3 protein-coding genes are annotated in these 14,155 nt (G+C 39.5%); all 3 read left to right on the top strand.

The annotated features are described in order from the left end of the window. Nucleotides 1–458 precede the first annotated feature (458 nt). The 3 genes from ACLLO5_RS19015 to ACLLO5_RS19025 all read left to right on the top strand — a co-directional run bounded on the left by ACLLO5_RS19015 (nucleotide 459) and on the right by ACLLO5_RS19025 (nucleotide 14,055). Complete coding sequence (locus ACLLO5_RS19015) at nucleotides 459–1,229, top strand: peptidyl-prolyl cis-trans isomerase (protein WP_413172042.1); 771 nt, start codon at nucleotides 459–461, stop codon at nucleotides 1,227–1,229. 66 nt (nucleotides 1,230–1,295) lie between these two features. Beyond that, nucleotides 1,296–13,190, top strand: coding sequence for a DUF4347 domain-containing protein (locus ACLLO5_RS19020; protein WP_413172043.1), 11,895 nt, complete (start codon nucleotides 1,296–1,298; stop codon nucleotides 13,188–13,190). A gap of 124 nt (nucleotides 13,191–13,314) precedes the next feature. Continuing rightward, nucleotides 13,315–14,055, top strand: coding sequence for a DsbA family protein (locus ACLLO5_RS19025; protein ID WP_413172044.1), 741 nt, complete (start codon nucleotides 13,315–13,317; stop codon nucleotides 14,053–14,055). The last annotated feature ends 100 nt before the right edge of the window (nucleotides 14,056–14,155 follow it).

Genomic DNA, 14,155 nt, shown 5'->3' on the forward strand with positions numbered 1-14,155 from the left:
GTTCACGACCAAAATTTCCTAGTAGGTGTTAAGAGATATAGAGTTTATTGAACAAGCACCAGAGGAAGTAATGAAAAAAGTTTATATTAAATTAGCTCCTTTATTTCCTGGCTTTCAAGCTATTATTTAAAGTTAATCTAGTTTAGATATGTATAAATACCTTGACTTCTTTAAGAAGTTGGGAATTTGACTTTTCACAACGCATTACATCTAAACAAACCTTGGTCAACAAAAACTTGTACTAGGAAATACTGAGGGATACTTAATCGACTTTATGTAAGATACAAAAGTCAATGCTAGATTCACGCAATCTTTACAAATAACATCTTGCGGGATTCACTGAATTATACTATCTTGAAGGTTCAATCATTTTTGTATCAAATTCAACAAAACTTCATTACTTCCTTACATTGGGAGTAGTGCTGTTATTTGATGTTTATTATCAATTCTTAAAAATCATGGACGATATTTATTCTTTACCCTTCTTAACTATTGGAGAAGAACAAATTGATTTAAAACAAAGTTTGGGTTATTTGCAAACATTTGGCAGATTACGTCCAATGGTGCAAGAAATTGTTACCCAGCATATTCTCATCCAAGAAATTCAAAAACGTGAAGATTTGAATATTAGTAGTGCTGAATTTGAACAAGCAGTAATTGAATTTCGTTTGCAGCAAAATTTAACAAATGCAGATAATTTTCAAAAGTGGCTAACTCAAGAAGGGATGAACTATGCAGGATTTCAAAATCGGGTTCTATTAGGGTTCAAGTTAGATAAACTAAGAACTCAAATGGCTGCACCCAAGTTAGAAGAATATTTTTTAAAACAAAAATCTTTACTTGAACAAGTTGAACTAAATTGTCTCATATTTGATGAACAAGAATTAGCTACCAGTATTAAAAATCAAATTGTAGAAAATAAGACTACTTTAGAACAAGTTGTTAAAGAATATTCATTGATGAATACTTCTCAAGTGAAGGTACTCAGGGGTTTAACTCGTCGGCAAAATTTATCACCAGAAATTAGACAAGCCATTACTTCAGCTAAGGTTGGTGAATTAGTAGGTGCAGTAGAAATGGTAGGGAAATGGTGTTTGTTTAAAATTGAGCAAGTTATCCCTGCGGTTTTAGATAAACAATTACAAAAAGAAATTGAGAACCAGATATTACAAGAATGGTTAGCTGAAAAAATGCAGCATCTACCAGTTAATTTTGCTTTTAATCTCTAAACAAATAACAGCACAAACATTTTCTAAACAAACATTTTCTAACAGGGTTAATCAGGAGCTAAAGTCATGGAAGCATTTAATTTGGATTTAAATATTAATAATAATTCTCTTCCCAATCTTCAAGTTGGTAGTTTAGATTTTGATCCTCTAAAAATAGGTTTTCCCCAAATCAACAATAATCAACAACTCCTATTTGTTGATCAAGGAATTAGTAATTACCAAAGTTTGATTGCAGCAATAGATCCACAAATGACGGTAGTGGAGATCAATAGTAATCAAGATGGTATTCTACAAATAACGAATACACTATCTAAGTATAACGATATTGAAGCCATTCATATTTTATCTTTTGCAAATCCTGGAAATATCCAAGTTGGTAATACTCAACTTAATCTCAATAATTTTAACCAATATACAAATCAACTAGCAACCTGGAATAATTATTTAACTGCTGATGCCGATATTCTTTTATATGGCTGTAATTTAGCTGAAAATGCACAAGGAATATCACTACTTCAGAACATTGCTGATGTTACAGGTGCAGATATAGCTGCTTCCACTGATAAAACGGGAAATGCCGCTTTAGGTGGTGATTGGGTATTAGAAGAAAATATCGGCATAATTGAAGCATCTTCCTTAGAAATCACCAATTATAATAGTGTTTTTGATACTTTAATTTCTGCAACACAAACTCAAACTATTCGTCAAGGTTTGCAATCATTAGCAGACTGGTTAGATACCCTTGATAATTTTGGTAGTCTGGCTGAAAATATTCCTATTATTGATGAAAAACTAGGCAGTTTATTAGATGCTGGAGATTTAGTTAGGACACAAATTGTCAACCCTATTAAAACATATTTAGATACTCATCCCAGTCTGACTACTAATGACCTGCTAACCTTAATTCAAGGTTTAGCTAATGTGGCAGGAGTAAATTTATCAACTGCTAATAATAAATTAACCTACAACTTAACTTATAATCCCACCGTCACCAAAACGGTGAATTTGGATTTAGACCAATTTGGATTAGATGCAGATGACACCAGCAACTTTGATATAGATGCTATCTTCAACTTTGATTTTGCCTTTGGTGTTGATTTAACTGCCGGTTTAGCACCATCAGAAGCGTTTTTTATCCAAGTAAATGATTTAACAGCAAGTGCAGATTTAGGAGTTGATTTTGCTACTAATTCTCTCAATGCTAACTTAGGATTTTTGGGAGTAGGAATTACAGGAGGAACATTAGATTTAAATCCCCAATTAGATGTAACTCTCAATGATCCTAACAGCGATGGATATCTGACCATCAATGAATTGCAAAGTACCAACCTGGCAAGTTTGGCAAATATTACCCCCACAGGAACATTAAATGGGGAATTAGATTTTACTGTTAGCAGTAGTTTCTTGCCAATTTCTGGTAATCCCAAACTGACAATCGCAGATAATAACATTTTTGATAGCACTGCACCCACCGTTACCACTTCAGATTTAGAAGAATTACTTAATTTCAAAACCCTCACACCATCAGATTTGATTGGTTTACTTTCCCAACTAGGTAGCGGACTAGAAAAACTAGCTTCTGGTTTAAATATTCCCGGTGGAATTCCCTTTATTGACACCACAATTGGGGAAATAGTTAATTTAGCACAGTCAATTGAAGCCAAAATCAGGGGATTGTATGATGCAGTTTTACTGGGATTAAGTGAATATACGGGTGATATTATTGCAGAAATTCCTAAACTTTCCCAAGCTGCTAACTTCCAAATAGCAATTAACGATAACACACCAGTTAATGTTGTCCTTGCTGCTGGTACATACTCCGACCGTACTGCTTTAGTAAATGCTATTAATGTAGCATTGAATACTGCGGGGCTAAATGGCATAGTTGAGGCTACACTAGATAGCGATCGCATCGTCTTTGCAACCATCAACAATGCAGATAAATTAGCAATTAAATTTGCAGCTAATAGCATAGGAATGTCAGAACTTGGTTTTGAACCCTCCCTCAACACAGGTTCATTACTAAAATTTGCCAACATTCAAGAATTAATTCCTCTTCTGCAAGACCTCTTAGGGTCTAACCCCAATTTCACCTACGATGCTAATACCAACACCCTGAAATTTAACCTGGACTTTACAAACAGCATTGAAGAAGAAACGGAATTTGACTTTAACCAAGAATTTGATTTAGGAATTGGTAAATTAGCCATTAGCGGAGGTGCAGATGGTGAAATCGGTGGAGATGTCAACTTCAGCTTATCTTTAGGAATAGATTTATCACCAATTGGGGGAAGTTTTACCCTCGATAATTCGACTTTATTAACAGCATTACCTAATCCTGTCACCACCGTTCCAGGTGCAGATATTCAGATTATTTTAGCAGATGATAATATTGCACCAATTCAAGTAGACTTGAGTACAGCTACAACAATAGGTGATATCATTCAACTCATTGAAAATGCTACCTCTCAAGTTGAAGTCACCATAGATACCGAGAGAAAAGCATTAATCATCAAAGACTTATCAGGAGGCACAGATAGACCATTTGCCATTTTAGCCGCTAACAATTCCACCGCAGGAGCAAAATTAGGAATTATCGGTGTTGACTTAGATGAAGATGGCAAAATAGAAGGTGCAGCATTACATGGTGAATCCATCTTAGATAGACTTTTCATCGCTGAAAATAGCGGTATTGATGCCAACTTAAACTTAACCGCATCAGATATAAACTTAGCCGCAGCCATTAGTATTTTACAAGTAGGAATAGCCAATGGTACAGCCAATCTGAATATTGGTACAGGCATTTCCTTAAAAGACCCAAGTGCAGATGGTAAAATCACCCTGCAAGAAATTTTAGATAATCCCCTTAGCAGTTTAGTTAACATCAATACCCCCACTGCAAGCGGTAATATTAACCTACCTTTAGTTTTATCTGGTTTAGATGATTTAGGAATTACCTTACCTGCGAATACTGCCATTGAACTAGGATTTGCTGCTAGTTTAAGTGGTATTACCACCAGTTTCAACGTTCCCGACGTTAATTTAGAATCAATTATCCAATCCTTTACTGACTTCTCCACAGATGATCTAATTAATGTATTAGGCAAAGTAATTGAATTACTCAATACTCAAGAATTAGGCATCTTTAATCAAAAAATTCCCTTAATCGACAAATCAATCAACGAATTACTGGAATTTACCAAACCATTCGTTGACACTATTAACAGTATTGTCGGTTCAGTTGCAGACTTACGCGAAACTCTCCTGAATGAAGTCACTGCTACTGGAACAGGAATTCAAGATATTATTGCTAGTCCAGACTTCCTCAGCGAACTAGCAGCACATGAACACCTCCAAGATGAACTATTCCACGCTATAGAAAGAATAGTTGATGTCATCAACACTTTACCAGAAGATATTAATGGCCTCACCTTCCAAGTTCCAGCACTTCTCCTCAGTGCTATTGATAGTTTAGGTACAGTAATTGATGAAATTGAAAGCGAAATCACAGGTGCAAGTGCCGCATTTAATACCAAACTAGCAGCATTAAAAGATAATTTTACAGACATACTCAAAGCAGTCCCCTCCGTTCAAAAAGCCACTGATTTCATCCTAGAAAAAATCCTCGATGCCGTAGGTTTAGGTACTGCTAATATCTTTACAACTGTTGGCAGCATTAGAAATAACTTAGAAACCAGAATTGATGCCTTAATTGCAGAAATACCCACACCTAGTACCTCCGAACAAAATGTTTTAAATGCCTTACAAGCAGCTTGGAATAAACTCGATACAGCCGTTGATTTAGAAAGCCTCAGTTCCTTGGTATCAGCATTTAGCGCCATTTATGATGCTATTCAAGATGCAGAAACTGCATTTAGTGCCGCGACATTTACAGATAATATCAACGATTTACTGGATTCATTAACCAGTTTTTCAGAAGCCTTACCAGTTCGTTTAGGCTTACACTTCAACTCAGATTTAAGTCTTGATTTCTCCCTAGATATTGATTTAGCCAACTTTGTTGATTTAACCTACACCCTACCCTTAAACTTCTCCTTAGAGGATACAAATTTAGGTGTTTTACCAATAGGCTTTGAAACTAACGGAGAACTGGAAATAGAATTTGGTGGTAGTGTTGTTTTAGATTTTGGTGTTGATTTAACCCCGGCATCACTAGCAGAAGCAGTTTACATTTTACCCACCACTCAATTAGCACTGACGGCTTATGCTAATCTTCCTGATTTAGATGCAGCAATTACCATTGGTGGTGTAGGTGGTGTAGAAATTGAAAATGGTTATATCCGCTTCACAGATGACACCGATAATAATAAAGCTGCTAGTTTGACAATTGGGTTAAATGATGCAAATACGGATGGAAAAATTCTTCTCAGTGAACTAGCTACCACTAGCACCTATAATTTAACAGCAGATGGCAAATTTGAAGTTAATTTACCCATCAAAGTTTTAGGTTCAAGTATTGGTGCTATCACTGCCACACTGCCAGATATCAATGATTTCTCTAACTTTGAATTGTCCCTCCCTTCTGCAAACTTCTTCGACGATTTATTTGCTGGGGATTTAGACCTTCTCACCATTATTAAAGGTGTGGAAGCATTCCTGACACTGCTAGAAAATGCACTCCAAAGTAAAGCCTTATCTTCACTTCCCATTATTGGTGATGGTTTAGACTTCACCGGTTCAACTATCGGTCAACTGAATGATACTTTTGTTAAACCTCTAGGAGATTTAATTGAAACTTTAACCCTGGGAGATGGTGCAGCAGCTATTAAAGAAGCAGTCCAGCAAAAAGTATTTGAAACCATTGGGCCAGATGGACTAAATTTAATTATCCTCAATAAAGACTTCCATGATGAAGGAAATGATGGCATAGCAGACATTGAAGCTAATTGGCAAGACGTAGAATTTATCATTGATAATGACACCGACCCGAATAATGCTGTCAATCTCCTAGATACGAATCTGGAAATTTTACTGAATCTAAACTTTGGATTCCAAGACACCTTAAGCACCAATAATTTTGATTTGGGATTTGATGGACTTGGTTTTATTGGTTTATCTCTTACGGGGGCAGTAGATATCACATTAGATGCTAGTTTCCAAGTCGGGTTTGGACTGAATAAAAAACAAGGTGCATTCATTCAACTGAATAATGATGCCAATGATCCAGAAATTAATTTTGGACTGGGTGTTTCTCTCAGCAATGATTTTGAACTGCAAGGAAACCTCTTCTTCCTGAATGTCATTGCTACCAATCAAGATTCAGATGGAGATGGCAAATATACAGGTATTGAAGGTGGCTTTGGTGTTGATTTAATAGATGATGATGGCACACTAGATAATCGCGTTGGACTGCTAGATATTGGCAGCATTGACGTTGATCCTAAATTTAATGCCAGCGTCGAAATTGACTTATTACTAACAGCCAATATTAATGATGATGCCAATCTCCCCTCAATAAAAGCTGATTTATTAATTGACTGGGCATTAGATGATAGTAAATCTCTTAGCGACCAATCAGCACCTAATTTCTCCCTCAATAATGCACGGTTAGATTTGGGAGAATTCATTAGCAAAGCTATTGGACCAATTCTAGAAGAAGTTAACAAATACATAGAACCTATTCGACCAGTTCTTGATATCTTAGATAAAGAAATTCCCGTCATTTCCGATTTATCAAAACTGTTAGGACAAGGGAAAGTTACATTTTTAGATGCTATTGGTGCATTAGGTGAAGGTGGTGCAGAAGTTGCTAAAGTCATTCGCATTTTCAAAGAAATTTCTGACTTTGTTGAAGATGCTGCTGCACTCAATGGGAAAAACATTGAAATCACTTTAGGTAGTTTGGCAGATATAGCTACTGACATTCGCAACGCTACCACTATTAATGTCGATTCCAATAAAATTAGTGGTGTCATCAAACAGGGTATAGATGGTGTAAAAAATGCACTATCTCAAGTTGGTAGTGCTGATGCTACAGCAGCAGAAAACTTCTTCACTTCATCTGTCGGTACTGCTGATACTGGACTTGGTTTAGCATTCCCCATCTTTACCGACCCATCCAATATCTTTAAACTCTTACTCGGTCAAACTGCTGACCTCATTACCTGGGATATTCCCGCATTTAAAGCTGGTTTCTCCTTTAGTCAACTCTTTGGCCCAATTATTCCTCCTATCCCCATCTTTGCGAGAATTTCTGGTCAATTAGAAGTATTCGCTGATTTCTTTGTCGGACTTGATACCAGAGGACTAAAAACTGGTAACTTCCTCGATGGCTTCTACTTCGGTGATAAAGTTGGTGGTGTCGATGTTCCCGAACTAGGGTTAATAGCCGAATTTAGCGCCGGTGCAGAATTGAATATAGTTGTTGCTTCTGCTGGTGTACGAGGTGGTATCCGTGCTGGTGTCTTCGCTGACTGGAATGACCCCAATGGGGATGGTAAACTATATTTCGATGAATTAATAGATAATGCCCAAAGAGGTCTGGAGTGTATCTTTGATTTAGAAGGTTCATTAAAAGCATTTTTAGAAGCCTATGTGAAGATAGGTTTTGATACACCCTTTGGTTTTGTGACTCTCTTCAAGAAATCCTTTAGTTTAGCATCAGTAACTTTACTTGACTTTAGCCACAGTTGTCCTCCCTTACCCCCACCAGTATTAGGCCACGTTGATGGTTCTGGTAAGCTGACATTATATACAGGCAGTAATGCGGGTAAACGCCAACCTGGTTACAGCACAGATGGAGACGAAACCTTACAAGTGCGACAGCTAGAACCAGGAAAAATCGAAGTTAAAGGTTTTGGTGAAACTCAAGTTTACACAGGAGTAACTTCCATATTCTGGGATGGTGGTAAAGGTAATGATGTCATCACCATAGATGCGAGCGTTACAGTTAATACAACTCTAACCGGTGGTGATGGTGATGATGAAATTAAAGGTGGTTCCGGTGTTGATAATATTGATGGCGGTGCTGGCCGAGATCAAATTACTGGTGGTGCGTCTAGTGATATCATCCACGGTGGTGTAGGTAATGACCTAATATTCGGTAATGCTGGTGCTGACCAATTGTTTGGTGATGACGGTGACGATAACATCTATGGTGGTGACAATGATAAAGTTAATGCCAATGATGGCGATGACACCATTGACGGTGGTAATGGTAATGACGAGTTAGTCGGTAATTTAGGCAATGACAGGATCACAGGTGGCGACGGTAACGATAATATTGCTGGTAATGAAGGTAATGACACCTTAGAAGGTGGTGCGGACACTGACTTAATTGAAGGTGGTGCTGGTGATGATGATATCTACGGCGGCGCTGGTAATGATATCCTCTTGGGTGAAGGCGATAAGGTTAAAGCTGGCACAGGTGGTAATGATAAGATTTGGGGTGGCGGTGGCAATGATGACATCAAAGCCTTAGAAGGAAATAATCAAATCTACGGTGATGGTGAAGATAGCCAAGGTGTGCCAACTTCTACTGCTAGTGAAGGAGACGACAGCATCATCACTGGTAACGGTGCAGATATAATTTACGGTGGTGGGAAAAACGATACCATTAATGCTGGTGGTGGTAATGACTACATCGAAGGTGGATTTGGTGATGACAATATCAAAGCTGGTAGTGGAGATGATAAAGTAATTGGTGGTTCTTCTACTGCCTTACCCACGGACGCTGATGGTAATGATGTGATTTACGGTGAAGGTGGTAATGACACCATTACTGGTGATAACGCTAAATTCGGTTCTGTCATTCTCATTGGTGGTGCAGGTAGCGATCGCATTTTTGGTGATGATGGTAATGACAATCTCTACGGTCAAGGTGGTGATGACTTAATTGAAGGTGGTCTTGGCGAAGATAACCTGTTTGGCGGTACAGAAAACGACATCTTACGCGGTCAAGAAGGTAATGACTACATCGAAGGTGGTGCAAATAATGACGAAATTTCCGGTGGTACAGGAGATGATGCCATTATTGGTGGTGTTGCCGATTTAACAACATTGAATGGCAAACTCGATGGAATTGATACCATTATTGGTGATATCGGTAATGACACAATCTTAGGTGATAACGGCGTAATTACCTTAACTGGTAACGTTGTCACAGCCGCAAATACCAACGCTAACGGCGGTTCTGGGGCAGATAACATCTTTGGTGGTGATGGCAACGACATTATCTTTGGTGGTGGTCAAGCAGATATCTTAGTCGGTGATTCTGCTACAGGCATAGGTAACGATATCATCATCGGCGATCAAGGCTACCTCAACGCCACAGAAATTGCTTCTCAATTCTCATCGGTAGCAGGTTCAAGCGGTAACGATACCATTTCTGGTAGTGGTGGTAATGATATCGTCTTAGGTGGAGATGGCAACGACAACATCACCGGTGATAGTGGTGCAGATATTCTCCTTGGTGACTACGGTACACTTTCTGTTAATAGTGGCATTGTCACCCGCATTACCAGTACCGTTGCGAATAAAGGTGGTAACGACATTATTACAGGTGGTGATAACGACGATGTAGTAATTGGTGGTACTGGTGATGACACCATTACAGGTGGTGACGATAACGGTGCAGATATCCTTTTAGGTGATAACGGTACAGTCGTCCGAAATGATGGTAGTTCCCTGGCTAATGATATTTTCTCAACCTGTGCCAATAAAGGTGGCATTGATAACATCACTGGAGGCGCAGGTAACGATATTATTGTTGGTGGTACTGCCGGGGATATTCTTCAAGGTAATAGCGGACAAGATATCCTCTTAGGAGATCATGGACGGATTAAACGCAATGCTGCTGATGTGGTAGAACGCATCACTACTACCTTGGAAAATAACGGTGGTAACGATACCATCAGCGGTAACGAAGATGCTGATATCGCTTTAGGTGGGTTTGGGAACGATATCATTACAGGTGGTGATGATGTCGCTGATGATATCCTCTTGGGTGACAACGGGACAGTAGTTCGCAACGATGGCAGCGTTGATGCCAATGATATCATCAGCAAGTGTCCCAATAGCGGTGGAGTAGATACCATTACAGGTGGTGCAGGTAACGATATTATCATCGGTGGTACTGCCGGGGATATTCTTCAAGGTAATAGCGGTCAAGATATCCTCTTAGGAGATCATGGACGGATTAAACGCAATGCTGCTGATGTGGTAGAACGCATCACTACTACCTTGGAAAATAACGGTGGTAATGACACTATCAGCGGTAACGAAGATGGGGATATTGCCTTGGGTGGAATTGGTGACGATATCATTACAGGTGGTGATGATGTTGCTGATGATATCCTCTTGGGTGATAACGGGACAGTAGTTCGTAATGATGGTAGTGTTGATGCCAATGATATCTTCAGTCAGTCTCCTGATTTGGGCGGAGTAGATACCATTACAGGTGGTGCAGGTAACGATATTATCATCGGTGGTACTTTCGGAGATAACCTGCAAGGTAATGCGGGGAATGATGTGGTCATTGGTGATCACGCCTATATCACGCGCAATAATGCTGATACCATTGAACAAATTAAGACTATCTTCCCAGACAAGGGTGGAGATGACACCATTACAGGTGATGATGGTAACGATATCCTGATTGGTGGTGTTGGTAAGGATGCCATTGATGGCGGTGCTGGTAATGATATTGCTTTGGGAGATAATGGTTGTTTAGATTACAAACTAGATGCCAACTTAAACACCCTTGATTTGGTGACTACCACTAACCCAACACTGGGTGGTGAAGATATTATTGCCACTGGTGACGGTAACGATCTGATCTTTGGCGGTACTCTAAGTGATAATATTTCCGCCGGGGCTGGTAATGATTTAGTATTTGGTGATCATGGTAAAGCTGAGGGCAATATTGACCTGAATGCACTACCTTTAAATCAAGTTAATCCCCCCTTCACTTTCACTGCCATTGATACCCAACAAGCTGATTTAGGTGGTGATGAAACAATTTCTGGTGGTAGTGGTGATGATATCATTCTCGGTCAACAAGGTAGCGATCGCCTGTTTGGTAATGAGGGAGATGATGATTTAATCGGTGGTCATAACGTCGCTGGTGGTTTTGATGGCAATGATGAAATCGACGGTGGCACAGGTAACGATGTCATAGCAGGTGACAATGCCTCTGTTTTACGTCGTGCCGATACTCGCAGTCCTAGAATCCGAGTTCTTAGTGGCACAGTAATTTACGACAGTAACGGCAACCCCCAAGTTACTGCTAATGGACAACTCAACCCCACAGGTGCAGCAGAACGCAATATTCAACTATTTGATCACTCTATTAACGCTGCGGTTGGTACTTTTGGTAATGATCTCATTGCCGGTGGTGCAAATGATGACCTGATCTTTGGACAACTGGGTAATGACGTGATTCAAGGTGACAGCAGTACAGCCGAAACCGTCAGCCCAACGAATTATTCTGTCACTGCTGCTAGTGATGGTGATGACTACATTGAAGGTGGCGGTGGTGATGACCTCATCTTCGGTAATTTGGGTCAAGATGATATCATTGGTGGTAGTTCTAGTTTGTTCGGCAATACCACAGCTAGTCAACGTCCAGATGGTAAAGATGTAATTTTTGGTGGTGCAGGTACAAGCATTAACCGTAATGACGTAGGTGATACCTCTGCAAATGGTCATGCCCGTGATGCCGATGTAATTATCGGTGACAATGCAAATATCTTCCGCTTAGTGGGTACTAACGGTGTCAGTCAAGGAAAATTCCTCACCTTTACCTATGATAATTACGGTAATCTGAAGATTATTCCCCGTGCGGTGGAACAGCTAGATTACACCTTGGGTGGGAATAGTTCTGATTTGGGTAATGATGACTTGATTCGTGGTGAAGCCGGTGATGATGTAATTTACGGTATGACCGGCAATGATGTCATCTTTGGTGATGGTCAAGATGATGATATCTATGGTGGTGCAGGTAGCGATCGCATTTACGGTGGTACAGGTGAAGATGGGATCTTGGGTGATGACGGCAAAATCTACACCAGCCGCAATGGTTTAACCGAAACCCTCAACGGTATCACCCAAATTAATGCCCAAACCAACATCAGCATCCCAGGACCCTTTACAGGTGCTTGGATTTATATCACCGGTCGTTTGCATAAAACTGTTGACTTAGCAGCTTGGGAACAAGGCGGTAATGACGTGATCTACGGCGGTTTAGGAGATGATTTCCTCCATGGTGGTGCTGGTGATGATGGTATTTCCGGTGCAGAAGCCCAAGCTAATTTCTACAACAGCAACTCAGTTACTAACACCAATCCTCTCAACTATGATCCAGTTACACGCAAATTAGCCGCTTACGATGCCAACAATCCCATGACGCGGATTAATAATTTCTTCCTCAACTTTGATGCTGTTGAAAATGGCAACAACAAAATCAATGATGGTAAAGACCGCATCTTTGGTGATCTTGGTAATGACTGGTTAGTAGGTGGTACACAAAACGACCGTCTGTTTGGTGGTAAAGGTGACGACGTAATCAACGGCGATGATAATCACGATACTAATGGTGGATTGAATAACCGCACAGATAGTACACAATTTGCAGATCGAGACTTTGCCTTTGGTGGTGGGGGATTAGACGTATTGATTGCCAATACAGGAGGCGATCGCTTATTTGACTGGATTGGTGAATTTAACAGTTATCTTGTTCCCTTCAGTCCCTTCGGCGAACCCACTGTTTACCGTTCTCCATCTCCACACATTAAACAGTTCCTTCTGGATTTGGGTAAAGAAAGTGGTGCAGACCAAACACGAACTGAACCCAACGGTGAACTCGGTTTAGTTTCCCAAGGAGATCCCGAATGGCAAGACCAAAGCGGTTCACCACGTGACCCCCAAGCTGGTAATACCCAAGCTAGACGTGACACCCAAGGAAATCCAGAAGACGACCGCAATACGGCTTTACCTCTGTAGCTTGATGTTGACGTTGGTGAAAGGGTAAAGGTTTTCCTTTACCTTTTGCCTTGAACCGAACACGATATTGACTGGACTCAAGATGATTTAGGATTGCTATAGCAACTTAAATGAGTATTTTTTCATGTTCACAATTTTTCAGAATCTCCGTATTTGGGCGATCGCCACTTTACTGTGTTTAAGTCTTAGCTGGACACTCCCTGCACAAGCTGATCAAAAAATTGACCCAAAACTAGAACAGCAAGTATTACAAATCATTCGCAAAAATCCCGAAGTCATTATCGAAACTGTTCAAGCCTATCAAGAACAACAACAACAGAAAGTACAAAAACTCAGACAGGAATTTTTACAGGATTTAAAAACTAATCCCAAAGCTGTAATTGGTGATTCTCCCACCATTGGTTCAACTCAATTACAAACAGTATTAATCGAATTCTCAGACTTTGAATGTCCCTATTGTGCCGAAGCACATACAACTCTCAAAAACTTATTAGCAAAATATCCCAATCAATTTACCTTAGTGTACAAACATTTCCCATTAATTCAAATTCATGACCAAGCACTACCAGCAGCAAAAGCATCTTGGGCAGCATATCAACAAGGTAAATTTTGGCAATATCATGATGCTTTATTTACCAATCAAAAACAACTGGGAGAAACCTTATATTTAGATACCGCTAAAAAATTGAATTTGGATTTAGCAAAATTCAAACGTGATCTAGACTTAGCAAATAAAGCAATTCAAAAAGACCTGCAACTAGTATATAAATTGGGTCTTTCTGGCACACCTTCTTTTATCATTAATAGCAAGAATTTCTCTGGTCCAGTTCAGCTATCAGAAATTGAAAGCGTCCTCAATCAGTAAATACAGCAGGAATCAAAGTCCCCCTTAAAAAGGGGGATCTAAAAGTTTTTTATAGATCACTATTAATCAAATTCTGAATATTGAATTTTTGCCCTAATAC

This window comes from Anabaena azotica SJ-1, assembly GCF_047275885.1.
In the GTDB taxonomy this organism is placed as follows: domain Bacteria; phylum Cyanobacteriota; class Cyanobacteriia; order Cyanobacteriales; family Nostocaceae; genus Trichormus_B; species Trichormus_B azotica_A.